The organism is Kineosporia sp. NBRC 101731, from assembly GCF_030269305.1.
In the GTDB taxonomy this organism is placed as follows: domain Bacteria; phylum Actinomycetota; class Actinomycetes; order Actinomycetales; family Kineosporiaceae; genus Kineosporia.
The window spans coordinates 39,837-64,594 of record NZ_BSTC01000001.1 but is presented as its reverse complement, the minus strand read 5'-3'; the positions used below and the strand labels follow the sequence as shown (position 1 = coordinate 64,594).

Annotated in this window: 20 protein-coding genes and 1 tRNA gene; 9 read left to right on the top strand and 12 right to left on the bottom strand. The window is 68.4% G+C overall.

What is annotated here, in order from left to right; translation table 11 throughout:
• The first annotated feature begins 58 nt into the window (after positions 1-58).
• Both QSK05_RS00280 and QSK05_RS00275 read left to right on the top strand, forming a co-directional pair.
• Positions 59-838, top strand: a complete 780-nt coding sequence (locus QSK05_RS00280; RefSeq protein WP_285592635.1) for a VOC family protein — start codon at positions 59-61, stop codon at positions 836-838.
• Positions 839-936: 98 nt separating this feature from the next.
• Positions 937-3,663 carry a putative bifunctional diguanylate cyclase/phosphodiesterase gene (locus QSK05_RS00275; RefSeq protein ID WP_285592633.1) on the top strand — a complete coding sequence of 909 codons (2,727 nt, stop codon included), beginning with the start codon at positions 937-939 and terminating at the stop codon, positions 3,661-3,663.
• Positions 3,664-3,666: 3 nt separating this feature from the next.
• Here QSK05_RS00275 and QSK05_RS00270 read toward each other — a convergent pair whose 3' ends face one another.
• Positions 3,667-6,018 (bottom strand): putative bifunctional diguanylate cyclase/phosphodiesterase, encoded by a 2,352-nt coding sequence (locus tag QSK05_RS00270; RefSeq protein WP_285592631.1) that lies wholly within the window; start codon positions 6,016-6,018, stop codon positions 3,667-3,669.
• 115 nt (positions 6,019-6,133) lie between these two features.
• Between QSK05_RS00270 and QSK05_RS00265 the strand changes: the two genes are divergently transcribed.
• The gene (locus QSK05_RS00265; protein WP_285592629.1) at positions 6,134-6,862 is read left to right on the top strand and encodes a glycerophosphodiester phosphodiesterase; all 729 of its coding nucleotides are present in this window, start codon (positions 6,134-6,136) and stop codon (positions 6,860-6,862) included.
• Positions 6,863-6,865: 3 nt separating this feature from the next.
• Here QSK05_RS00265 and QSK05_RS00260 read toward each other — a convergent pair whose 3' ends face one another.
• The 3 genes from QSK05_RS00260 to QSK05_RS00250 are packed head-to-tail and all read right to left on the bottom strand — an operon-like array spanning position 6,866 to position 8,120.
• Positions 6,866-7,105 (bottom strand): hypothetical protein, encoded by a 240-nt coding sequence (locus QSK05_RS00260; protein WP_285592627.1) that lies wholly within the window; start codon positions 7,103-7,105, stop codon positions 6,866-6,868.
• A gap of 49 nt (positions 7,106-7,154) precedes the next feature.
• Positions 7,155-7,385, bottom strand: coding sequence for a hypothetical protein (locus QSK05_RS00255; RefSeq protein WP_285592624.1), 231 nt, complete (start codon positions 7,383-7,385; stop codon positions 7,155-7,157).
• A gap of 9 nt (positions 7,386-7,394) precedes the next feature.
• Positions 7,395-8,120 (bottom strand): DUF1275 family protein, encoded by a 726-nt coding sequence (locus tag QSK05_RS00250; protein ID WP_285592622.1) that lies wholly within the window; start codon positions 8,118-8,120, stop codon positions 7,395-7,397.
• A gap of 277 nt (positions 8,121-8,397) precedes the next feature.
• Here QSK05_RS00250 and QSK05_RS00245 point away from each other — a divergent pair, with 277 nt between their 5' ends.
• Positions 8,398-9,822: a glucose-6-phosphate dehydrogenase gene (locus QSK05_RS00245; RefSeq protein ID WP_285592620.1), complete on the top strand. Its 1,425-nt coding sequence runs from the start codon at positions 8,398-8,400 to the stop codon at positions 9,820-9,822.
• On the opposite strand, the gene QSK05_RS00240 is transcribed toward QSK05_RS00245, so the two are convergent.
• The 3 genes from QSK05_RS00240 to QSK05_RS00230 form a co-directional block, all read right to left on the bottom strand.
• A complete protein-coding gene (locus tag QSK05_RS00240) occupies positions 9,787-10,350 on the bottom strand; it encodes a hypothetical protein (RefSeq protein ID WP_285592619.1) in 564 nt (187 codons plus the stop codon). The two genes, QSK05_RS00245 and QSK05_RS00240, sit on opposite strands and share 36 nt — an antisense overlap.
• Positions 10,351-10,429: 79 nt before the next feature.
• Positions 10,430-11,245, bottom strand: a complete 816-nt coding sequence (locus tag QSK05_RS00235) for a GntR family transcriptional regulator (RefSeq protein WP_231487325.1) — start codon at positions 11,243-11,245, stop codon at positions 10,430-10,432.
• A gap of 46 nt (positions 11,246-11,291) precedes the next feature.
• Positions 11,292-11,798: a DUF6328 family protein gene (locus QSK05_RS00230; protein WP_285592615.1), complete on the bottom strand. Its 507-nt coding sequence runs from the start codon at positions 11,796-11,798 to the stop codon at positions 11,292-11,294.
• A 158-nt stretch (positions 11,799-11,956) separates the two neighbouring features.
• Here QSK05_RS00230 and QSK05_RS00225 point away from each other — a divergent pair, with 158 nt between their 5' ends.
• The 3 genes from QSK05_RS00225 to QSK05_RS00215 all read left to right on the top strand — a co-directional run bounded on the left by QSK05_RS00225 (position 11,957) and on the right by QSK05_RS00215 (position 14,926).
• Complete coding sequence (locus tag QSK05_RS00225; RefSeq protein WP_285592613.1) at positions 11,957-12,604, top strand: ACT domain-containing protein; 648 nt, start codon at positions 11,957-11,959, stop codon at positions 12,602-12,604.
• 11 nt (positions 12,605-12,615) lie between these two features.
• A complete protein-coding gene (locus QSK05_RS00220; RefSeq protein WP_285592611.1) occupies positions 12,616-13,185 on the top strand; it encodes a histidine phosphatase family protein in 570 nt (189 codons plus the stop codon).
• Between the two features lie 91 nt (positions 13,186-13,276).
• Complete coding sequence (locus tag QSK05_RS00215; RefSeq protein WP_285592609.1) at positions 13,277-14,926, top strand: long-chain fatty acid--CoA ligase; 1,650 nt, start codon at positions 13,277-13,279, stop codon at positions 14,924-14,926.
• Positions 14,927-15,057: 131 nt separating this feature from the next.
• On the opposite strand, the gene QSK05_RS00210 is transcribed toward QSK05_RS00215, so the two are convergent.
• Together QSK05_RS00210 and QSK05_RS00205 are read right to left on the bottom strand one after the other, a co-directional pair.
• Positions 15,058-16,593 (bottom strand): LCP family protein, encoded by a 1,536-nt coding sequence (locus tag QSK05_RS00210; RefSeq protein WP_285592607.1) that lies wholly within the window; start codon positions 16,591-16,593, stop codon positions 15,058-15,060.
• 174 nt (positions 16,594-16,767) lie between these two features.
• Entirely contained in the window at positions 16,768-18,588 is a 1,821-nt protein-coding gene (locus QSK05_RS00205) for an LCP family glycopolymer transferase (protein ID WP_285592605.1), read from the bottom strand.
• Positions 18,589-18,972: 384 nt separating this feature from the next.
• On the opposite strand from QSK05_RS00205, the gene QSK05_RS00200 reads away from it, so the two are divergent.
• Together QSK05_RS00200 and QSK05_RS00195 are read left to right on the top strand one after the other, a co-directional pair.
• Positions 18,973-19,063, top strand: a tRNA-Ser gene (locus tag QSK05_RS00200).
• 236 nt (positions 19,064-19,299) lie between these two features.
• The gene (locus tag QSK05_RS00195) at positions 19,300-20,325 is read left to right on the top strand and encodes a hypothetical protein (RefSeq protein ID WP_285592603.1); all 1,026 of its coding nucleotides are present in this window, start codon (positions 19,300-19,302) and stop codon (positions 20,323-20,325) included.
• Positions 20,326-20,423: 98 nt separating this feature from the next.
• On the opposite strand, the gene QSK05_RS00190 is transcribed toward QSK05_RS00195, so the two are convergent.
• The 3 genes from QSK05_RS00190 to QSK05_RS00180 all read right to left on the bottom strand — a co-directional run bounded on the left by QSK05_RS00190 (position 20,424) and on the right by QSK05_RS00180 (position 24,752).
• Entirely contained in the window at positions 20,424-22,250 is a 1,827-nt protein-coding gene (locus QSK05_RS00190) for a phosphoenolpyruvate carboxykinase (GTP) (protein ID WP_285592601.1), read from the bottom strand.
• 331 nt (positions 22,251-22,581) lie between these two features.
• Positions 22,582-23,871: an ABC transporter permease gene (locus QSK05_RS00185; RefSeq protein WP_285592599.1), complete on the bottom strand. Its 1,290-nt coding sequence runs from the start codon at positions 23,869-23,871 to the stop codon at positions 22,582-22,584.
• Entirely contained in the window at positions 23,868-24,752 is an 885-nt protein-coding gene (locus QSK05_RS00180) for an ABC transporter ATP-binding protein (RefSeq protein ID WP_285592596.1), read from the bottom strand. The genes QSK05_RS00185 and QSK05_RS00180 overlap by 4 nt, the downstream gene beginning before the upstream one ends.
• Positions 24,753-24,758: the final 6 nt, after the last annotated feature.

The following is a 24,758-nucleotide window of genomic DNA, read 5'->3' as shown; positions in this document are numbered from 1 at the left end:
AGCGTGAGTGCTTGGTCACACTACGCTGTCGCGGACCCGAACTTCCGAGGAGATCGTCATGCCCATTCGTGAGACCGCCCCCTCCGGCGCCCCCATCTGGTTCGACCTGACCACGTCCGACACCAGCCGGATGAGTGACTTCTACGCCGAGGTCTTCGGCTGGACCTACGAGGTGACCGGCGAGGAGTTCGGCCGCTACGTGATGTTCCAGCACCAGGGCCAGGATGTCGCCGGGCTGATGGGCAAGCCTTCGCCGGAGATGCCCGACGCCTGGAACATCTATCTGCAGAGCGATGATTCGGCGGCCTCGGCGAAGAAGGTGCAGGCGGCCGGGGGCACGGTGATCATGGAACCCATGGATGTGCAGGACCTTGGCACCTTTTTCTTCGCCCAGGACACCTCCGGTGCGTTCGTCGGCGTCTGGGAGCCGAAGAAGCACAAGGGCACGCAGATCTGGGACGAGGCCGGAGCGCCGTTCTGGGTCGAGATGCATGCCACCGACTACCCGGCCGCGATCGAGTTCTACAAGAACGTCTTCGACTGGGACACGCAGGTCACGGGCGACAGCGACGACTTCCGCTACACGATGCAGATCGCCGGCGGCGAGCCGGTGGCCGGAATCATGGACGCCACTTTCCTGCCGCCGGGCGTGCCCGCGAACTGGCACTTCTACCTGGGGTGCGACGACGTGGACGCCACGGTGGCCGCCATCGAGAAGAACGGTGGCACGGTGAACATGCGCCCCGAGGACACGCCGTTCGGCCGCCTGGCGGGTGTCGCCGATCCGGGTGGCGCCGGATTCATGCTGAGTTCACTGTCCGACTGGAAAGCTCGCTGATTCCGGGGTGGGCCATCCGCCAAAAGGGTTGTCCAGACACTCCGCGCTACTCCAACGGGCCATCAACAACCCCCAGCGTCTAGTCGACTGCTGGAGGTATGACCTTGACCCGGCCCGGCGTGCGCACCTTCCTGGTGGCCCTGGCCGCGATCGGATATCTGGTCGTGGCCACGGGCTTCATCGCCCATCCGGGGTCGCACCTGGCCCAGGCCTGGTTGTCGGCTGTCGCCCTGAGTGGAACGGCGATCCTGGCCGGCCTGGCGTGCTGGGTGCGGGGGATCCGGGTGCGGGACGACCGTCGCACCCGGGTCACCTGGTTCCTCTTCGGTGGGACGGCGCTGGCCTGGAGCTTCGGCGAGTTCGTGAACGGGTTCTACGCAGTGGTGCGGCAGCGGGAGAGTCCCTCGCCGTCGGTGGCTGACATCGGGTTCCTGCTCGCCGGCGTGCTGCTGGTGGCCGGGCTGCTGCGCATGGTGGTGCCCGAACCGAACGCCGCCGCCCGGATCCGGGCACTGGTCGACGGCCTGATGGTCAGCGTGGCCGTGCTGCTCGTGGGCTGGGTCAGCGTGCTCGGGCCGACGATGCGCCTGAGCAGCACCGGTTCGGCCGAGAAGTTGCTGCTGCTCGTCTACCCCTCGGCCGACATCGCACTCATCACCCTGGCCACCTACCTGGTGCTGCGCACCCGGGGCGACGGAACCAGGTCGGCACTGCCGATCGAGCCGATCGCCCTGACCGTGCTGGTCTTCGGCGTCTCCGACTGCGCCTACGCCTACCTGGAGCTGACGGGCGAGTACCGGTCGGGTCAGGCCGTCGACGCGGGCTGGCTGGCCGCCTACACGCTGCTGCTGGTCTCGGCCGTGATGCCGCCGAAGAAGATCGTCGAGAGCGATTCCCTGCCAAGGCAGTTCGGCCTGCTGCTGCCCTACGTCGTGATTCTCGGCGCGACCGGACTGTCGCTGGTGATCCCGGCCATCACCGGGACACCCGAGGACGGAACGCGCTGGATCCAGGCCGGTCTGATCCTGCTCATGGTGGCGCGACAGCTCTTCAGCATGCGGGAGAACCTCGTCCTGACCAGGGAACTGGAACATCGAGTGGTCTCGCGCACGCAGGAACTCGACACCAGCCACCAGCGGTTCCGGGCCCTCGTCGAGAACAGCTCCGACGTGGTGTCGATGGTCGACCGAAACGGCCGGTTCATCTACACCAGCAACTCGGTGACCCGCGTATTCGGCGTGTCGCCGGAGCGACTGGCCGGCGCCCAGGTGCAGGAATGGATGGACGAGGCGTCGAGAATCTCGATGACCGAGGCTCTGGCGAGCATTTCGGCCACGCCCCTGGCCACGGCGACCCTCGAGGCAGTTGTCTTCTTCCCCGACGGTCGCCGCGTCGCTGTCGAGAACACCGTGACGAACCTGCTGGACGACCCGGCCGTACAGGCCATCGTGCTGAACTCGCGCGACATCAGTGAACGCCGCCAGCTCGAGGACGAGCTCGTGCACCAGGCCTTCCACGACTCGCTGACCGGCCTGGCCAACCGCGCCCTCTTCCTCGACCGGGTGCGTCACGCGATGCGCCGCCGGGTGCTCGGTCCGGAGACCGTGGGCGTGCTGTTCCTCGACCTCGACGGGTTCAAGGAGGTCAACGACAGCCTGGGGCACGCCACCGGTGACGCCCTGCTGGTGGATGTGGCCCGACGGCTGACCAGCTGTCTGCGCCCGGGCGACACGATCGCCCGGCTCGGTGGTGACGAGTTCGGGATCCTGATGGAGGGGGCGCTGACCGGCTCCGAGTGCGTTGCCGTGGCGGCGCGGATCAGTCAATGCCTGGAGTCGGCGGTCGTCATCGACGGCCGGGACCTGTTCATCCGGGCCAGTATCGGTATCGCCAGCGCCGAGGTCGGCACGGTGAGCGCCGACCAGCTGATCCGCAACGCCGACCTGGCGATGTACCGGGCCAAGGAACGGCAGGACGGTGAGCCGGCCCTGTACGACCCGATCATGCACAGCAGCCTGGTGGAGCGTCTGGCGCTGGAGGCCGAACTGCGCAAGGCCGTCGCGGACAACCAGCTCCAGGTGCACTACCAGCCGACCTACGTGCTGGACACGGGGGAGCTGGTGGGGGTCGAGGCCCTGGTGCGGTGGCCCCATCCCGAGCGGGGCATGGTGCGGCCCGACCTCTTCATACCGATCGCCGAGCAGACCGGCCTGATTCACGACATCGGACGATTCGTATTGCGGGAAGCTTGTTTCCAGGGCCAGGAGTGGGCTCGGATGTCTCCGTCCACCCCGATGAACATCGGTGTGAACGTCTCGGGCAAACAGCTGCAGCGTCGCGACTTCGCCGACGAGGTCAGTCGCGCGCTCGCCGACAGTGGTCTCGACGCAGGCAGTCTCGTGCTCGAGATGACGGAGAGCGTGCTGATGAACGACACCGAGAGCGCCATGAATACCCTGAAAGAACTCAAGGACAGGGGCGTGCGCATCGCCATCGACGACTTCGGTACCGGCTACTCGTCGCTGAGCTACCTGCACCGCTTCCCGGTGGACATCCTGAAGATCGACCGCTCGTTCGTGGACCGGCTCTCGGGTGCGGACGCGCAGGACAGCCTGGTGCAGAGCATCGTGCAACTGGGCCACACCCTGCAGTTGGAGACCATTGCCGAGGGCATCGAGGAACACAGCCAGCTGATCGCCCTGCGCCGTCTGGGCTGCACCATGGCCCAGGGTTACCACTTCGGCCGTCCGGCCCCGGCGGACACGGTGTCGAAGCTGGTGATGGATCAGAACGCGAACAGCGTGGCGAGAGCCCTGTCGGCCTGAGGGCTACGGTGAGATGAGCACCGCCAGCCCTCGCCACTGCGATCGCCAGTGGTCGAGGTCCGGCGCGGTCATCGGCTTGGCCAGCACGTAGCCCTGGGCCACGTCGCAGCCGAACGAAGCAAGTTTGACCAGAGCCTCGGGGGTTTCGACACCCTCGGCGACGGTGGTGAGACCGAGATTGCGGCCGAGCTCGATCACGCTGCGCACGATCAACTCCTCACCCTCGTCCTGTTCCATGGCCTGGACGAACGACCGGTCCACCTTCAGCTCGGTGATCGGCAGGCTGCGGAGCTGCTTGATGCTCGTGTACCCGGCGCCGAAGTCGTCGATGGAGATCGTGATGCCCTGCGCGGCCAGGCGTTGCAGCAGTTGCCGGGCGCGCACGGGGTCGGCCATCAGGGCGCTCTCGGTGACCTCGAGGATGAGCATGGAGGGCTCGACGCCGTGCTGGGTCAGCAGACCGCGCACGGTGCGGTCGAACTCCTCGTCGTGCAGGTTGCGGGCCGAGGTGTTCACCGCGATGCGCAGGGGTGTTCCGGCGTCCATCCAGGCGCGACTCTGGGCGAGCGCCAGATCGAGCACCTGTCGGGTGAGAGCCCCGATCAGGCCTGTGTTCTCGGCCAGTGGGATGAAGGCGTCGGGGGGAATCAGGCCGCGTTCGGGATGCTTCCACCGCAGCAGCGCCTCGACCGAGCCCAGCGCGCCGTCGGTGAGGGAGATCTTCGGCTGGTAGACGAGATACAGCTCGTCGTTGCTCAGAGCGCGGCGCAGGTCGCCGAGCAGGGCCAGGCGCTCGATGGTGTTCACGTCCTCCAGCGGGTCGTAGCCGGCCACCCCGGTGCTGCGCCCCTTGGCCACGTACATCGCCACGTCGGCGCGTTGGAGCAGCCCGGCGGCGGAGTCCTGTGTGGCCAGCTCGGAAACCGTGACCCCGATGCTGGCCTCGACGTCGAGCTCCACCCCCTCCACCAGGAACGGGCCTTCCATGGCGTCGTGCAGCTTCCAGGCCACGGCGCAGGCCCCGTTCAAGTCGCTGACCTGCGGCAACAGCACGGCAAACTCATCGCCGCCGAGCCGCGCGACGGTGTCGACATCCCGCAGGGACTGCTGCAGGGCCTGGCCGACCTGGATCAGGAGCTCATCGCCGTAGTGGTGGCCGAGGGTGTCGTTGATCTCCTTGAAGCGGTCGAGATCAATGATCAGCAGGCCGATCGGGAAGCCGTGACGGGCGCCGTCCCGCAGGGCCTGCTGGATCCGGTCGGTCAGCAGCGCCCGGTTCGGCAGCCCGGTCAGGTCGTCGTGCAGGGCGCGCCGGTGGATCTCGTTCTGCAGTTCCCTCTGCTCAGTGACGTCGTGGGCGGTGAGCAGCACACCCTCGACCCCGGGCTGGTCACTGTGGTCGCGGAACGAGACCTCGTAGGTGCGCCAGAGACCGGCCGCATCCTTCTCACCGGACTGCCCCTGCGCGGCGCGCAGCCGTAGCTCGGTGCGCAGTCCCCGGGAATCGGGACGGGCACTGAGGACGCTGGTCAGCAGCAGGGTGCGGTCGCCCGGATGGATGCGCTGGAGCATCACCTCACTGCCCTTCTCGAGCAGGCCGCTGTCTGCCGGTTCCACCTCCAGCATGCGCTCGGCCGCCGGGCTCAGGAAGGTGACCAGACCGTCGCGACGCATCACCACGACGATCACGGGCGATTCGGCAGCGAGCATCCGGTAGCGCAGTACCCCGCGGGCCTGTGTCTCTTCGACGATCCGGGACAACCGGCGTCCACTCGTCAGTAACCCGAACATCAGCACGGCCACGCCGAAAGTGCCGGCGACGCCGATGTCTGCCATCTGACCGGCCCGGGAAGCCTTCCGGCTCACCTGGCCGGACAACGTCCGGATCTGCCGCCGGGTCTGGTGGTAGGCGGGGTCGACGCTCTGCCGCACCTCCGCGTCCGCCATCTGGTTCTCGCTGTCGTTCAGCAACTGCAGTTCGCGGTCGGCCGCCCGCGCGTAGGCCCGGTACGAGGTGAGCAGGTCGCCGACCTGAGCGCTGGTCAGACCCGGCGAATCCAGCCCGGTGATCTTCGCGGCTGTGCGTGCGCGACTCGCGTCCAGCCAGGCCAGCGCGGTGACGTCGTCCGTGCGCCCGCTGACAGCACGCCAGGTCATCGCGTCCTGGGCGTACAGGTCGGACGCGACCGTGGCCAGATCACTCTGGGCCCGGACCGCGCGGTTGGCGGCCTGCCCCAGCAGGAGCGCGACGATCATCAGGACACACAGCACCAGAAGGGCCCAGATCGCCGCACGGGTATACCTGCGTACCTGCTCCGGCCGCGCGGGCCGGGCTCGGCGCAGGACGATGGCCATGCCGTGGTTTCGGCGGTGCCGGTGCTCCAGTCAAGCTTCGATACCGACAACCTTTGATTGCCGGTAACCCGGACGCGCCCTGACTGGCGAGTAGGAAGTCCGGGATAATCGACATGTGCCGAATCCCCTGCTGATCGCGCACCGCACACCGGCTGACCGGCCCGGCTGCGAGGCCCTGGTGTCTGCCGGTGCGAACGTGTTCGAGGTCGACGTCATGCTCGCCGCCGACGACGAGATCGTGCTCTCGCACGACATCCCGCTGCTGACCAGGCTGCCCTGGTTCCGCCACGACGGGCTGCGGTTCTCGCTGTCCCGGCACCCGGTGGGCCCGCCGCTGGAGGCCGTGGCCGATCTGCTTCCTCCGCACGTGGAGATCCTGCTCGACCTCAAGTGCGACCGCGGCACCGAGGCCTTCCGGCTGGTGCGCAAGGTCCTGACTCTCGGCCTCGACCCCTCACGGTGCTACGCGAGCAGCAAGAACTGGCGCTCGCTGGAAGAGCTGGAACGGGAGGGTTTCCGCACCTGGCGCAGTGTGGCGCACCCTCTGGCCCTGCGCAGCCTGCTCGACGAGGGCAAACCCGCCTACGCCACGACCGTGCGGCACCCGCTGCTGACGCCGGGCTCGCTGGAGCGGTTGCGGCGGCTCGGTCAGGTGATGGCGTGGACCGTGAACGATCCGCGGCGGGCCGTGGAACTGGCCGGCCTGGGCGTCGACGGCGTCACGTCGGACCTGCCGGAGGTCTTCCGGGCGATGGCCGGGCCCCTGGGAGACGACGTGAAGGACGAGGTGGACGACGACGCGGTGGACGTCCGGGACCGGGCGGCGGTGGAGCGGACCGACTGAGCGCTATTGACGCTTCGTCTTCGCGGGACGGTCGGGCTGCTTGCGCAGGCGCCCCCCGGCGAGCGCCTGTTCGTCGACGATCGTGGCCTCCGACCAGGCCTTCCAGGCGCCGAAGGCGCACCAGAGCACGCCGAGCAGGATGCCGAACTCATAGCCCTGGCTCACCCCGTAGGCGGCGCGGAGCAGGCCGAGAAAGGCGAAGACGGACCAGCCGATGATCCGGTATCGCTGTCCCTTGGTCATGCCCGTCAATCTACCTGCTGGTCAGAGAATTCCGGCAGTCACGATCGGGTCACCTCTTGCCGTAACGCTCCTTGGCCAGCTGGGTCGGCGGCTGCTTCTTGGCGCGCTCGTACCGCACCATGACCACGGCGATCGCGAGACCGCACCAGGCGCCCAGGGCACCGCCCACCACGGTGTCGTTGAGGTCGGTCAGCACCGTGATCAGCACCAGCGCGACCACGCCGGTCAGCCAGACGGCGATCCAGATGCGTGCTCGCGGGGTCAGATTGAACTCGGGCATGCCGTCAATCTAGCGGGGTGCCTGACCGTGCCGGCGGTGGCTCCACGCGCCCAGCCCCAGGGCCAGGGCGACGCCGGTCAGCTGGAGCGCGGGCACGAGTCCCGGGGCCCAGCGCAGGGCGGCCGCGGCCGCGGCCGCGCCCACGATCAGCGAGATCAGCAGGGTGCCGCTGTGGGCGACATCACGCAGCGGCTTGCCCGAGGCCAGCCGGATGACCAGGGTGGTCAGGGTTCCGGTCATGTACGTGGTGGACAGCCCGGAGACGCCGTACCGCTGGATCGCGCTGCTCTGCATGCCCAGGGCGAAGGCGTTCAGGGCCAGCAGCACGGCCATCAGCGTGCCCTCGGGATGGTTGCCGGTGCCCCAGTAGAAGGCGGCGTAGATCGCGAAGACGACGAACTCCACCAGCAGCGCGCGGTTCACGGCGGCCGGCCAGACCGGGTCGCTGGACACCGAGGTGCCCGCCACCCGGGTGCCGATCGCAGCGCCGATGACGAAGGCGGCGATGGCGTAGGCGGCGTGCGCCCAGATGTCCGGTTCGCCCTGGGCCAGGCCGCTCCCGAGGAGGACGAGGTTGCCGGTCATCACGCTGGTGAAGGTGCCGCCCAGCGCGAGCAGACCGGTCGCGTCGGTCGCCCCACTGACGAAGGCCAGGGACACGGCCGCCCGGTCACGGGCTCGGGCGGCCTGTTCCCGGCCGTCCACGACTATTGCTTCGCTCTGCTCCGTGACCATCTCTGGACCGTATCCCGGCGCGAGCGTGTCGTTGGGTTCAATCAGGTAAAGATTGGATCCAATTTATGAGACGTCGGCGCTTTCCTATCTCGTGATCATGCAAAACCTCCCCGGCGTTCTAGAACTCTTGCGTCGACTGTTCTAGAACTCCGGGGAGGTTTTGCATGATCACGGAGAAAGAAGGGGGGCAAGAAGGGGGGCAAGAAGGGGGGAGGAAGGGGGAAGAGGGGGTGGGACTCGGATGGCGAGGGGGGTGGGATCGGGTGAGGATCTTGTTGTGCCTGAGACCCCGGCTTCACCCACGATCTTCGTGCTGTTCGGCGCAACCGGCGATCTCGCCGCGCGAATGGTGCTGCCCGCCTTCTACACCCTGGCGCAGAAGAACCTGCTGCCGAAGGAGTGGAGACTCATCGGCAACGGGCGGGGTGACGTGGCCCATGAGGACTTCCGGGCCAAGGTGCGCGAATCCCTCGGCGATGACGTGGAAGATGCCGAGTGGGAGGCCTTCTCGAAAAACCTGCTGTTCGCCGGCGGGGGTTTCGACGAGACCGGTCCGGGCAGTCTGCTAGACGTCATCCGCGACGTCGAGGACGAGCTCGACGACGAGGTCCAGCCGAACTTCATCCACTACCTGGCGATTCCGCCGGTCGCCTTCGAGCCGACCGCGAAAGCCCTGAAGAAGCACGGCCTCACCGACCACGCCCGGGTGGTGTTCGAGAAGCCCTACGGCACCTCGCCCGACGACTTCCGGCAGCTCGACGCCACGGTGCACGATGCTCTCGACGAGGAGCAGGTCTTCCGCATCGACCACTTCCTCGGCAAGGAGGCCACGCAGAACCTGCACGTGCTGCGGTTCGCGAACCAGACCTTCAGCACGGCCTGGCACGGCCACCACGTGGCCGCCGTGCAGATCGACGTGCCGGAGACCCTCGACGTGGCCAACCGCGCGGGCTTCTACGACGCCACCGGCGCGATGATGGACATGGTGGTGACCCACCTGATGCAGGTCGCGGCCGAGATCGCGATGGAGCCGCCGCTGAGCCTGGACGCCCAGGACCTGCAGGACGCCCGGGAATCGGTGATCGCCGCGTTCCGGCCGTTGTCGCCGGACGATGTGGTGCTCGGGCAGTTCGAGGGTTACCGCGACCTGGAGGGTGTGGCCGACGACTCACAGACCGACACGTTCTGCGCGGTGCGGCTGTGGGTCGACACCGATCGCTGGCACGGCGTGCCGTTCCTGCTGCGCAGCGGCAAGCGGCTGGGCGTCAGCGAGCAGCGGGTCAGCCTGGTGATGAAGCCGGTCGAAGGGCCCCTGCCGCAGTCGGACGAGCCCAGTACGATCTCCCTGTCGCTGGCGGGATCCGGTTCGGTGGAAGCCGATTTCGTGCTGAAGCGGCCGGGGGCGGGGATCCGGCTCGCACACGTGCGGCAGACGCTCGAACTCGACCGGATCGAGGACGCGGATCCGCTACCGCCCTACGTGGCTCTGCTCTACGACGTGCTGACCGGTGACCGTTCCCTGTTCACCAGCAGCGCGGGCCTCGAACACGCCTGGCGCGTGGCGGATCCGGTGCTGAAGAACAAGCCCACGCCGCAGCCGTACGAGCCGGGCAGCATGGGCCCCGCGGCGGCGGACGAACTGGCGGCGCCGCACGGCTGGCTCATCTCAGGCGACGGTACCGACGGCAAGCCCCAGCAGTAGATCCAGACCGGCCACGGTGACCGGGGTACGTCCTTCGAGGCGGAACTCCGGCGCCGGGCCCAGCACCAGCTGGCGCTGCCAGACCGCGCTCAGCGAGCCGTCTTCCACCCGGGACTCGAGGTCGGAGAACAGCTCGGCGTAGCCCACCCCCGGGCGTTTGTGACCCCAGCCCACCCAGGCACCCTCGGCCGGGGCGGCGCTGCCGAGACGCAGCCCGTACAGACCGCCCGTGCCGTCGAGCACCGCTCCGGCCAGGGCGTCGTGCCGGGCCAGGCGGGTCTCGTCGACGGCCGCGTCGGCCAGTACCCCGAGCGCGGCGTAACCGTCGACCAGGTACCAGTCCTCGTAACCGCCACCGCTCTGCCAGGGCAGGTCGGGCACCCGCAGCGAGTACGACCCCAGGTAGCCCGGAATCTGCCCGGTGCCGAGCATGCCCAGCCGCTCGTGGAAGAGCGAGAGATCACGCTCGTAGCCCTCGGGCGAGATTCCGGCCTGCGGCCGGTGCCAGAACGTGTAGGCGAGTGTCACGGGCTCTCCCCGGTGCGAGAAGCGAAAATTGAGGACGCGCACCACCGGTGCGCGTCCGCGTCCTCAATTCTGGTGGGGTTCAGCTCTCTGAGGACGCCTTCGGGGGGCCGTCGAGCGGTTCGGCCGCCACGGTGTAGCCCTGCGGCGACCACTCGGCCAGCACCGAGTAGCGGTCGGCCCGCACCACGGTGTGGCGGTATTCCATGCGGCGCTGCTGCACGGTGCTCACCCGCTCGATCTGGAAACAGGCGACGTCGGGCGGTACGGCGAGCAGGTCGCGGTCGCGCTGCGTGGGCATGATCGCGCCGATCCGCTCGCGCCCCCCGGCCATCGAGACACCGCAGCGGGCGGCGAGCTCGTCGTAGAGGCCGGACACGGTGAAGTCGACGTCGAGCAGCGGGCCGGCGATGTCGGCCGGGATCCAGACCCGGTCGTGCGCCATCGGCAGTTCGTCGGCCAGCCGCATGCGCTCGAGGTGGAACAGCGGGGTGCCGGGCTCGAGCCCGAGCTCTTCGGCCGCTGCCGCCCAGGTGACGATCTCCTGCGCGATCACGATGCTGCGCTGCCGGATGCCCTGCGCGTCGACCTCGCGGAACAGCGAGTACAGGCTGCCGAGCGGCGGGTTGGAGTCACCCCCACGACGCACCCACGAACCCCGGCCCTTGGCCGAGTCGATCAGCCGGGACTCACGCAGACGCCGCAGTGCCTCCCGCACGGTGTAGCGGGATACGGCGTAGGCCTCGACCAGCTCGAGCTCGCCCGGGAACTCCTGATCGAACGCGCCCGCCTGAAGTCTTCTGGTCAGCTCCTGCTGGAGCTGGGCCCAGAGCGGCATGGGACTCGAGCGATCGAGGGCATGGACCTCGTCCGGCCCCGTCACGGTGACCACCTCCATGCCGACTTCGGTCAGCTTCGTGCCGACCGGTAGCTTCGTACACAGCTTAGTGGTCTTCGGGCGGCGTGCTCTCCGCCGCGTCTTCGGGCAGATCGCCCACGCGCTGCAGCAACGGGAAGATCACCCAGGTGGCCAGCAGTACCAGGGCCAGACCGCCGGTGATGGCGAGTGCGGTGCCCCGCCCCAGCACCAGGTCGAGCACCAGGTCGACCGCGCAGCAGATGGCCAGGGCGAGGAAGAAGAGGCCGCCGATGGCGAAGCGGGCGGCGACCCGCACCACCAAAGGCTTCTTGTGGAGGGAGAACACCGCCCGGTGATAGGCGACGGGGGCGATCAGGCACACCGTGGCCATGGCCGAGAGCAGGAGCGACGCCACGTAGACGTCGCGCTCCCAGGCGTCCAGCGACTCGAAGCGGCTCTGCAGCGGAAGCGTCAGCAGGAAGGCGAACAGGATCTGCACACCGGTCTGGGTGACCCGCAGTTCCTGCAACAGGTCGCCGAAGTTGCGATCGGCGCGTTCGGACGGGGTCTCGTTCGGTCGTCTTTCGCTCACCATGATCATTCTGGGCCCTTTGGGGCTGGTGCGCCTTTCGTGACGTACCCCTCTTCACCTGGCCTGTGGGCGTCTCGTGGGTGGCCGGTGGCGGCCCGGTGCGGTGTGGAATCCTGTTCCTCTCATCATCGACGGGGGACTGAACCAGGAGGACCGGTTTGCTCGCGCGCGTACGGTTCAGCATCCCGGACCGGCCTGGCACGCTCGGCCGCGTCACCTCTGCCATCGGTTCGGTGGGCGCCGACATCGCCGAGATCGACGTGCTGGAGAGCGAGTCCGGGCGGGCCCTGGACGACGTGTTCGTGCGGGTCCGTGATGTCGCCCACCTGGAACGGGTCGCCGCCCGGCTCGACGGCCTGCCGGGCGTCAGCGTCACCGGCCTGCAGTACCCCGCCCCGCCGGTCACCGGTCACGCCGACCTGGAACTGATCGATCAGGTGCTGTCCCGGCCCGAGCGGGGCCTGCAGACCCTGGTCGACGGCGCCCCGCACTGCTTCGGGGCCGACTGGGCGGCGCTGGTGGAGTACGGCACTGACCTGGCCGTCGTCTCCTCCGTGCTCACCGTGAGTTCCGCCAGTCCGGGGCCGGAGCACGTGGTGCTGACCTCGCCGCTGCGCCTGGCCTCGGTGCGGATGACCGCCCCGGGGGCCGCCGAGCCGAACAGCGGCACGGCGCTCGTCCCGATCGGCAGCAGCCCGCTCGGCCTGGTGCTGGTGCGCTCGTCCGGCCTCGACTTCCACCGGTCGGAGTTGTGGAGGGTGGGCCAGGTGGGGCAGATCGTGGGAACTGTTCTCGCGCCCGTGTGAAGATCGGCCGTGTGACCTCGTACGAACCAGAACTCTGGCTGATCCGTCACGGCCTCACTGAATGGGCCCGTGACCGTCGGCACACCGGCCGCTCCGACATCCCGCTCCTGCCCGAGGGTGAGGAGGGGGCCGCCGCCCTCGTTCCCCGTCTGGCCGGCGTGCACTTCGACCTGCAACTGGCCAGCCCGCTGCAGCGCGCCTGGCGAACCGCCGAACTGGCCGGTCTGGCCCCGGAGCCCGAGCCTCAGGCCGTGGAATGGGACTACGGCGACTACGAGGGCATCACCACCGCCCAGATCCAGGAGAAGGCGCCGGGCTGGTCGATCTGGGACTCGCCGGTGCCCGGCGGGGAGACCGTCGAGCAGGTGGCGGAGCGGGCGGACGCGGTGATCGCCCGGGTGCGCCGGGAGGCGCCCACCCGGGCCGTGGTGGTGGCCCACGCCCACTTCCTGCGGGTGCTGGCGGCCCGCTGGATCGGTCAGGAGCCGCACCTTGCCGCGCACCTGGCTCTGCACACCTCCACGCTCAGCGTGCTCAACTGGGACCGCGGAACCGCGGTGATCGACCACTGGAACGGTTGATCGCCCCCGAAACCCCCCGCCGGGGAAACCTCTGACCTACCGTGTGCGTTTGATCGTCGATGTGTCCCGTGTCACGACGAGGTGATCTCACATGCGCAGCACGATGCAGAATGTTCCGCTTCTGACCTCCCGGCTGATTGAGTACGCGGGAACGGTCTACCCCGGTTCCGAGGTGGTGACCTGGGGGGCCGACGGCCCCCGGCGCTCGTCGTTCACCGACGTCGCCAAGGACTGCCGCCGCCTGGCGAACGCCCTGCGTTCGCTCGGGGTGGACGGTGACCAGCGGGTCGGCACGTTCATGTGGAACAACGAGGAGCATCTCGAGCTCTACCTGGGCGTGCCGGCCGCCGGCGCCGTGCTGCACACGATCAACATCCGGCTGTTCCCGCAGCAGCTGGTCTACGTGGTGAACCACGCCGAGGACCACGTGGTCTTCGTCGACAACTCCCTGGCCCAGCCGTTCGCCGCGCTCCTCGAGCATGCCCCGCTGGTGCAGCACGTGGTGGTCAACGGCCCGGTGCCCGACGAGGTGGCCCAGGCGCTGGCGGGCGGTGGCAAGCGTCAGGTGCACGACTACCGCGCCCTGCTCGACGCCCAGCCCGACACCTTCGTGTGGCCGGAGCTCGACGAGAACGACGGCGCACTGATGTGTTACACCTCGGGCACCACCGGCAACCCGAAAGGCGTTGTCTACTCGCACCGTTCGAATCTGCTGCACGCCACGTTCTGCGCCGGCAGCAATGCCCTGAGTCTGAACCAGAACGCCCGGGCCCTCTCGATCGTGCCGCTCTTCCACGCCAATGCCTGGGGCCTGCCCTACGCGGCGATGCTGTCGGGCGCGAGCATCGTGATGCCCGACCGCTTCCTCCAGGCCGAGCCGCTGGTGAAGATGATCGAGGCGGAGAAGGTCACCTGCGGCGGCGCCGTTCCCACGATCATGACCGGCGTGCTGGAGTACCTCGACGCGCACCCGGAGGCCGACGTCAGCTCCCTCGGCGAGGTGATCATCGGCGGGTCGGCCTGCCCGCCCGCGCTGATGCACGCCTTCCACGACCGGTACGGCGTCACCATCCTGCACGGCTGGGGGATGACCGAGACCTCGCCGCTGGGCACGGTCGCCATCGCGCCGGTCGGCACCGAAGGCGAGGAGTACTGGCAATACCGGCACAGCCAGGGCCGGCTCGCCCTGCACGTGGAGGCCCGGCTGGTCGGCCCGGACGGTTCCGCGCAGCCCTGGGACAACGAGGCGGTGGGCGAGATCGAGGTTCGCGGGCCGTGGATCACCGGTTCCTACTACCGCGAAGAAGACCCGGACAAGTTCGACGACGGCTGGCTGCGCACCGGCGACATCGGCAGCCTGACGCCCGACGGGTACCTGACCGTCACCGACCGCGCCAAGGACGTGATCAAGTCCGGTGGTGAGTGGATCAGCTCCATCGACCTGGAGAACGCCCTGATGGGGCATCCGGCGGTGCACGAGGCCAGCGTGGTCGGGGTGCCCGACGACAAGTGGGGTGAGCGGCCCCTGGCGGTGGTGGTGCTCGGTGAGGGGGCGGTGCCGGACGTCGAGGAGCTACGGACCTATCTCCAGACCCGGGTGGCGCGCTGGCAGGTGCCCGAGCGCTGGGCGTTCGTCACCGAGGTGCCCAAGACCAGCGTGGGCAAGTTCGACAAGAAGGTGCTGCGCGCGGCCTATGCGGACGGGGCCCTGACGGTGGAGCAGCCGGTGGCAACCCCCTAAAAAACCGTTCGTGATCATGCAAAACCTCCCCGGCGTTCTAGAACTGTGGGTGACGGAGTTCTAGAACTCTGGGGAGTGGGGGCACCTCCCGGCCGAAGGCTGGGGGATTTGCATGATCACGGAGAGGGTTTTCAGCAGACCGACTTCACGTCCTGGGCCTTGTTCGGGTTCGCCGGCTTGGCTGTCCTGGCCTTACCTGGCTTGGGTTTCGGCGTGGTGGCCTGCTCGGAGCTGCTGATCGACCGCTCGACCAGTTCGTGCACGCGATCGAAGTCCGGGTGGACCACGTCCACCACCTGGCGGGTGAAGGGCAGGCTGGTCACCCGGCCGCCCTGCACCCGCTTGCTTAGGTCCACCCAGGCGTCCAGATCGCTCAGCGGGATGCCGGTGGTGATGTTGCGCTTGGCGGCCTTGGCCAGCTTCGGGAACTGCAGGGCCACCGTCACCGGGTCGACCTGGCTGACGAACGCGGCGATCACGCACCGCTGGCGCTGCATGCGGTGGTAGTCGTCGCTGGCCCACCGCGACCGGGCGAACCAGAGGGCGTGATAGCCGTCCAGGTGCTGCTGGTCGCCGATCTCGATCCAGCCGCCGGTGGCCGTGCGGTAAATCGGTGAGGCGGGGTTGCTGTCACCGCCGATCGGCAGTCGCTCGCGCACGTTGACCGTGAGACCGCCGATGGCGTTGACGAATTCGGCGAAGCCCTTGAGGTTGAGCATGGCGTAGGTGTCGATCTTCAAGCCGGTGGCGCCCTCGATCGCATCCTCGGTCGCGGCCAGGCCCGGGTTGCGGAAATCGTCGTAGCCCGAGCCTGGTCCCTCGGCCCAGGTCCAGACGGCATTCAACAGGCAGGCGTCGCCGCAGTCGAAACCATCCGGCCAGGCACTGTTCCCGGGGGTGCCCAGCGGGAAGGGCACCCTCTCCAGGTTGCGGGGCAGGCTGAAGAGCACGGTGTTGCCCGTCCGGGTGTCGATGCTCGCGACGATCATCGTGTCCGGGCGGATGCCGACCCGGTCCTCACCCGCGTCCGACCCGATCAGCAGCACGTTCACCCGCGGGGTGCCGGCCCACGGGTCGGCCAGCGCGGAATCAGCCAGCACCGAGCTGGTCTCGGCGTCGACCCGGTCCTGGAACACGGCGTCCACCAGGTCCCGCCCGATCAGCGCGTACCGCCCGAGCTGATAGGCGGGCAGGGCCACAGCGATGACCAGGGCCAGCACCAGCACGGTGGAGAACAGCCGCTGGCCGGTGCCGAGCGAGGCCTCGCGGCGCAGCTGGGTGTGGGTGATCACGATCGAGAGCACCCAGATCGTGGCGACGACGGCGATCGAGACCGTCGCGATCATCAGCCGGCCCGGCTCGACCACCAGGCTCTGGACCCGGTCCAGCGGATCGCCTTCCAGGGCGGCCCAGCCCAGGGCCACGAGCCCGGCACCGGTCAGGCCGAGGACGAACCCGCCCGTGCGACGGCGCCCGGCCGCCAGCAGGCCCGAACCGGGCAGCAGGGAACCGATGATCGTCCAGCCGATCACCCAGGAGAAGCCCTGACCGTGACGTGTGGCGTGACTGCCGCGCCGTCCGGCCGAGACGATCGGCGCATCGTCGTACGAGCCCACCCGGCCGCCGGCCATGGGTCGACCGGTATCCGGCTGGCGTAGGTCGGACATCGCACCCCTCGGCGCGGGTGGCCCGGGCGGCCGCGCTTCGCGCACTGAGCGGTGAGTATGCCCGCAGAGCAGTAAATCCCGGGTCCGGAAAGGGACAACCGGGCTACTTGTGTGCGACTGCCCGATCCTGGCCTGTCCGGTCGGCCGACCCGAGGGTCGACCGACCGGAGGAGATCAGCAGACCTCGGTGACGTCCTGTGCGTTGTCCGGGTCTTCGGCCTTGGCGGTCTTGTCGGTGTCGTCCTTCTTGGTGCCCGACCCCGTGCTCTTGTCCGTGCCGGTCGAGGCGCCCGCGCTCGGCGTGGCGGTCGAGGTGGCGGTCGACTTCTTCTTGCCGGCGTTCTCGGACTTCTTGATCGCCTTCTTCACCTTCGAGTGCATCAGGTCGAAGTCCGGGTTGACCGTGGTGCCGCCGACGGCCTCGTTGGTGAATGAGAGGCTCGTGACCTTGCCGCCCTGCACGCGGGTGGCGAGCTCGACCCAGGCCTGGAGGTCGGACTGTGGGATGCCGGTGGCCATGTTGTTCTTCAGGGCCTTGGCGATCTTGGTCCAGCTCTTGGCGATGGTGACCGGGTCGGCCTGATCCGTCACGGCGGCGATCACACAACGCTGGCGGCGCATGCGGTCGTAGTCGTCGGTGCTCCAGCGCGACCGGGCGTACCAGAGCGAGTGGTAACCATCCATCTTCTGGTTGTCGCCGACCTCGATCCAGGCCTTGGCGACCGGGTTCTTGGAGTTACCACCGATCGGCAGGCGCTCGGAGACGTTCAGCGTCAGGCCGCCGATGGCGTCGATGAAGTCGGCGAAGCCCTCGAGGTTGAGCATCGCGTAGGTGTCGATCTCCAGGCCGGTGGCGCCGGTGAGAGCGTCTTCGGTGGCTCGTAGACCGGGGTTCTTGAACTTGGTCTTGGGGTAGTACTGCGCACCGTCGCCCTCGGCCCAGCGCCAGATGGCGTTGATGAGGCACTCGTTGCCGACTCCGGCCTCGGGGCAGTAGTAGCCCTCGGGCCAGGCTTCCGCACCCGGTGTACCGGCCTTGAACGGCACCCGCTGCAGGCTGCGGGGGATGCTGAAAAGCACGGTGTTGCCGCTGGAGGGCTGGATGCTCGCCACGATCATCGTGTCGGGCCGGATGCCCTCCCGGGTGGCGCCGGCGTCGGAGCCGATGAGCAGCACATTGATGCGATCGGTGCCGGCCCACGGGTCGGCGGCCTCGGCATCGGGCTTGGCATCGTCCGCGTCGCTGTCGTTCTCGCTGTTGAACAGGCTCTTGACCAGGTCACGCTGCACGAGCGCGTAGTCACCGACGGTGTAGGTGGGCACGCCGACGCCGATGACGAGAGCCGCGACCACCACCCAGCTGAAGGCCTTCTGACCGGCGTCGAGCGTGGCGTAGCGGCGCAGCTGGCTGTTGGTGAGAAGAATGGTCAGGGCCCAGAGCACGCCGATCAGCACCGCTGCGACGGCGAGCATCAGCAGCTTCTGCGGGTCGACGGCGAACGAGACGCCCTTCTTCATGATGTTGCCGCTCAGGGCCCAGACCGCGATGGCCGCACCGACGAGGGCGAGCACGCCGAGCACCGCGGCGCCGAGCCGGCGCCAGCCGGCGGCGATCAGGCCGAGGCCCGGGATCAGGGCACCGATGATGGTCCAGGCCACGACCCAGGAGAAACCCTGGCCGTAGGTGGTGGCGTGGCTACCGCGGCGGCCGTCCTCGTCGTCCAGGAGCGGCTCGGGAGCGGGCTGCGTACGTCGCGAGGAGGGCCCACCGGCGCGGCTCCCGGAACGGCTCGGGGGACGTTCACCCCGGCTGTCGGGGGAGTCCCACGGTTCCCGGGGAGCCCGGTTGCCCGCGCGATCGTCGTGCCCGCCGCCGTAGCCGGGCCCGCCGGAGCGCCCCGGTCGAGCCTGCTCGTTACCGCGCGACTGCTCGCCGTAACGGGCATCGGCATCGGATCGTCGCGAGCGCCGAGATGAAGGCTCGACCTGCGTCACCCGCGTCTCCTGCCGTATCGGTGGTGCCTCGTGAACATGCTGACCGGAAGAGCATGCACTACCGGTGCCAACCCTCTGCCTCGCTGCAGATAGATAATTCGTTACAACATTGCTGTCGTGCGGTGGGTCACACGATCAGATTGTTACCGAAGTGACACGGCCGGATTCGTGGCGTATCAGCGCGATATGCGCGGATCTGGCTAGTGGCTAACAATAAGGGCTTCGGCTGTGTTGGCTACCAGTCCCATCTCATTCAGTCTCGCCCAGGCCCGATCTGTGCCTCTCCGGGCCCGTTCCTTTGCTCTGAATCCGGTTGATCACGGCGCGCCGCGACATCTGCTTTGCCGTCAGGCGTGCCGGACCGGTAGCCTTGCCGCACCACGAGGAGGCGTCGCCTAGTCCGGTCTATGGCGCCCGCCTGCTAAGCGGGTTTGGGGTTTATCCCCCATCGCGAGTTCAAATCTCGCCGCCTCCGCGGTCCGAGAGGGCCCTGTCACCAGTTGACAGGGCCCTCTCGTGTTTTGTCGGCCTTCTCCGGATCTCATCCGTTCGGGTGCCCAGAGGTGCGCCGTTCGTCCGAGTCGTGGTCGGATGGGTGCGCCACCCGAGAGTCATACGAGAGTCACATCAGACCCACAGCACCCGGAGGTTGCCCCTATGCGCCCCGCTCGGCCCTTGTTGCGCCGGAATCTGTCTGTGGGGGTGGGGTTGGTGTCGCTGGCTTCCCTGGTGGTCGCCGGGTGCGGATCGGGGACGACGAACACCCCGCCCCTCGCCACGTCCACGAGCAGTTCCCCACCCGCCCCGGCCACCTCGACGACCCCAGCCACCCCGGGAACCGCGGATCCGCAGGGAAGCTCAACGGCGTCCTCAGGCAGTGCGGTCGACCCGACCACCGCACCGGTGACCTCGGAAACGACCTCGACGGCCGCCCCGGCGGCCCAGGAACTGCCGCGGGGCGGTACCGAGCTCTTCCCGCGCTATCGCCTCGTGGGCTATTCCGGAGGGGCTGCCAAGTCGTTCGGCCGGCTGGGCATCGGCGATCTGCAGGCCCGGGTCGACGAGATCGAGAAGCTCGGCCGGAAGTACGCCGGTGACGGGCGGGAGCCGCTGCCGGTGCTGGAGCTCATCACCACCGTGGTGCAGGCGTCGCCGGGCCGGGACAAGATGTACCGGGCCCGCACCCGGGACACCGAGATCGAGCGCTACCTGAAGGTGGCCCGTGCGAACAAGGCATTGCTGCTGCTGAACATCCAGCCCGGCCGGGCCGACTTCCTCACCGAGGTCACCGCGATGAGCAAGTGGCTGGAGGAGCCCGACGTGGGCCTGGCCCTGGACCCGGAATGGGCGGTCGGGCCGAAGCAGACACCCGGCCATGTCTACGGCCACACCAGCGCGGGTGAGCTCAACCAGGTGTCGCTGTGGCTCTCGAAGTTCGTGACCCAGCGCGGTCTGCCGGAAAAGGCTTTCGTGGTGCACCAGCTCGCGCCCCGGATCATCAGTGACGTGCCGAAGATCCGGAAGCGCAAGGGCCTGCAGTTCATCCTGAGCGTGGACGGGATCGGCGCGCGGGTGGACAAGGAGAAGACCTGGCGCAAGCTGGTGCAACCCCTGCCTGACGGTACCCACGCCGGTTTCAAGCTGTTCTTCGAGGAAGACCGGGAGCACGGAAAGCTGATGACGCCGTCGCAGGTACTGAAGCTGAAGCCCCGCCCGGAGTATGTCCTCTACGAATAAAGCCTTCCGTGATCATGCAAGACCTCCCCAGCGTTCTGGAACTCACCGCGCGATGAGTTCTAGAACTCCGGGGAGGTCTTGCATGATCACGAAGGGGTTCAGGCGGCGCCCAGGCGGGCCTTCAGATCGTTCAGCTCGGTGAGCAGGGTGGTCGGCGTTTTCTCCCCGATCTTGTCGAACCACTCCTCGATCAGCGGGATCTCGGCCCTCCACTCGTCCGGGTCGACGCGCACGGCCTGCTCCAGCTGGTCCTCGCCGAGATCGAGGCCGCTGATGTCGAGCGTGCCCGGCGCCGGCACATGGCCGATCGGGGTCTCGACGGCGGCGACCTGGCCCTCCAGCCGCTCCACCACCCACTTCAGCACGCGGCCGTTCTCGCCGTAGCCCGGCCAGAGAAACCCGCCGTCCTCATCACGCCGGAACCAGTTGACGTAGAAGATCTTCGGCAGTTTGTCGGCGTCGGCGCCCTTGCCCACGTCGATCCAGTGCTGGAAGTAGTCGCCGGCGTTGTAGCCGATGAACGGCAGCATGGCCATCGGGTCACGGCGCACCACGCCGACCGCGCCGGTCGCGGCGGCGGTGGTCTCGGAGCTCAGGGTCGCACCCATGAACGTGCCGTGGGTCCAGTCCCGCGACTGCGTGACCAGCGGGATCGTGGTCTTGCGGCGCCCGCCGAAGAGGATGGCTGAGATCGGCACACCGGCCGGGTCGTCGTATTCGGCGGCGAGGATCGGGCAATTGCGGATCGGCGTGCAGAACCGCGAGTTCGGGTGCGACGAAGGGCTTTCGGACGCGGGTGTCCAGTCGTTGCCGTGCCAGTCGGTGAGATGCTCGGGTGGCTGCGGGGTCATGCCCTCCCACCAGATGTCGCCGTCGTCGGTCAGCGCCACGTTGGTGAACACCGATCCGCCCGCCTCGATCGCCCGCATCGCGTTCGGGTTGGTGTCCCAGCCGGTACCGGGAGCCACTCCGAACAGGCCGTTCTCGGGGTTCGTGGCGTAGAGCCGGCCGTCGTGGCCGAACCGCATCCAGGCGATGTCGTCGCCCAGCGTCTCGACCTTCCAGCCGGGGATCGTCGGCTCGAGCATCGCCAGGTTGGTCTTGCCGCAGGCACTCGGGAACGCGGCGGCGATGTACTTCACCACGTTCGACGGTGAGGTGAGCTTGAGGATCAGCATGTGCTCGGCCAGCCAGCCCTCGTCGCGGGCCATCGCCGAGGCGATGCGCAGCGAGTAGCACTTCTTGCCGAGCAGGGCGTTGCCGCCGTAACCCGAACCGAACGACTGGATCTCGCGACTCTCCGGGAACTGCACGATGTACTTGGTGTCGTTGCAGGGCCAGGCCACATCCTCCTGGCCGGGCTCCAGCGGGGCACCGATCGAGTGCATCGCCGGCACGTAGTCCGCCGACGGGCCCATCTTCTCGAGCACCCGGGTGCCGGTCTTGGCCATCACGTTCATCGAGACGACGACGTAGGGGGAGTCGGTGATCTCCACGCCGAACATCGGTTTCTCGGCATCGAGATGCCCCATCACAAAAGGGATCACATACATCGTGCGGCCCTTCATGCAGCCGCGGTAAAGGTCTTTCAGAACGGCCCGCATCTCGCCCGGGTCCATCCAGTTGTTCGTCGGGCCGGCGTCGGCCTCGTCGACGGAACAGATGAAGGTGCGGTCTTCGACCCGGGCCACGTCAGTGGGGTCGGAGGCACACCAGTACGAGTTCGGTTTCTTCGCAAGTTTCACGAAAGTGCCTGCGGCGACGAGCTCGTCGATGATCTCCTGGTGCTGCTCAGCCGAACCGTCGATCCACACCACGCGCTCCGGAGTGGTCAGTGCGGCCGTCTGCGAGACCCAGGCCAGCAGGCCGGGATGCCTGGTCGGGGCCTGCGCGGGGGTGATGGCGTCGTTCTGGAATGTCGTCACGGGGCTGCCTTCCTCGTGGGTGTGAATCACGCCTGGAACAGACAGCGCCCCGGCTCGCCCCGACAACATGAGAACGACGTTCTGATGTCACGGGCGGTAGCCGGAACGTCGTTGTCCGCGGGGTTTTCTCCACCGTACCTGTCCGGACAGGTGTTGTGAACCTGTCCGGACATAGGAATCGGTGACGCTCTTCACATCGCTCTGACGTGGGCAAACCCGATTGCAAGGCCTTGCGTCGATGCTGCACGAACTTGCAGCCCCGGTGACAGCAGCGAACCCCGCCACTGGCCGGTGAAAGCATTCAGTGACGGGGTTCGGGTCGGTGCAGGGCTTACGCGGAGGTCTGCTTCTCCCTCTTCCAGGCCGCGGCGATCGAGGTCTTGGTGCTCGTGCGCAGCAGAGATCCCTCGTAGAGACGGGCGGCGAGGACGATGAGGAGGGCCCCGGTGGCGGCGATGATGCCGAGCGAGATCAGGGCCTCCCACCAGGACGCGTCCTCGATCAGCAGTCGCCGGGGCATGCTCATCGGTGAGGTGAAGGGGACGTAGGAAAGAACTTTCAGGCCGGTACCGGGATCGGTGAACGAAAAGGCCAGGAAGAAGGGGATGATCAGGGCCATCTGCAGGGGCATCGTGGTCGACTGGAGGTCTTCCTGTCGCGCGGCCAGGGCACCCGCGGCGGCCCAGGCACAGCTCAGCATCACGAAGCCGAGGGCGAAGAAGAGCAGGAACCAGCCGCCCGAGCTGAGCAGCAGACTGGCCGCGGCCCCCTGGCCGGTCGCGCTGGCCGCCGCCAGGCCGATCGCCAGCAACAGGGCGACCTGGCCCAGGGCGAGCACCGCGTTGCCCACGATCTTGCCTGCCAGCAGTAGCCGCACCGGGGTGGCCGCGACCAGGATCTCGATCACCCGGCTCTGCTTCTCCTCCACCACGCTCTGCGCGATGGTCAGGCCGAAGACGATGGCGGTGAAGTAGAACAGGGCGGCGAAGGCGAAGCTGAGCACCGTGGCAACGCCCTCGTTCGGGGAGCCGGGCTCCAGCAGGCGCTCACCCGGCGGCCGGGTGCTCTGCAGCTGGGTCAGCACGTCGTCACCGACCCCGGCCTCGGCCAGCACCGCCCTGGTCTCGTCGGCCTGCGCGGCCACGGTGATCAGCGTGCTCAGGTCGCTGTCGACCTCGTCGCGGCCGATCACCTCGAGCGTGCCGTCGGCGTTCTCGACCAGCGCGGCGTCCGCGTCCTCGGAACGCACCAGGGCGGTGGCGGCGTCGGCCGAGTCCGCGTTCACCAGCGTCAGGTCGGCTGGCGGCACCCCGGTCTCGGCGGCGCGGGTGACCAGCGGCAGATCGTCCTCGCTGGCCTTGTCGTCGGCCTTCTCCTGCTCGTCGGCGCTGGTGATCGCGGCGGCCCCGACGGTCTTGGCGGTCTCGCCGATCGTGGTCGCGCTCGACCCGGCCACCGCGAGGCGGAACTTCGGATGGCCGTCGTCGCCGCTCAGCAACATCGGCACCACCACCGAGCCGGCCACGATCAGCAGCATCACCGCGGTGGAGATGAGGAAGGCCTTGTCGCGGAGCTTGGTCGTGATCTCCCGGGCCGCGATCAGGCGAATGGTCTCGATCACTGGGACACCTCCCGATAGATGTCGGCCAGGGCGGGAATGACCCGGCTGAACTCGTGGACCGGCCCGTGTTTCAGGGCCACGGAGAGCAGTTGCTGGTCGTGTGACACGTCGGGCAGTTCGACCAGGGCCTTCGGCCCGTCCACGTCGAGCACCTGGATACCGTCGACGTCCCGTAGCCAGCCCGCGTCCTCACCCAGCACCAGACGGAAACGGGCACCCGCCCGCTCGTGCCGCAGTGCCTCGACCGGGCCCTGCGCCACCACGCCGCCCCCGGCGATGATCACCAGGTCGTCGCAGATCCGCTCGACCAGGTCGAGCTGATGGCTGGAGAACAGCACCGGCACACCGGTCGCGGCGCTGGTGCGCAGGATCGTGGTCATCGTGTCCACGGTGATCGGGTCGAGACCGCTGAACGGCTCGTCCAGCACCAGCAGCGCCGGTTCGTGGATCAGGGCCGCGGCCACCTGCACCCGCTGCTGGTTGCCCAGCGACAGCGACTCCAGCTTGTCGGTCATCCGGTCGCCCAGGCCGAGCTGCTCCAGCAGGTCGGTGGCCCGGCGCCGGGCCGCGCCCGCGTCCACCCCGTGCAGGCGGGCCAGGAAGATCAGCTGGTCGAGGGGGTTCATCTTGGGATAGAGACCGCGTTCCTCGGGCATGTAGCCGAACCCCCGGCGGGCCTCCCGATCGACGGGCTGCCCCTTCCAGCTCACCGTGCCGGAGTCGGGGGCGAGAATGCCCAGCACGATCCGCATGGTGGTGGTCTTGCCGGCGCCGTTCGAGCCGACGAACCCGGTGAGCCGACCCGGCCCGACGGTGAACGAGATGCCGTCCAGGACCCGGCGGCCGTCGAACGAACGACTGATGCCGTTCAGCTCAAGCATGATCCG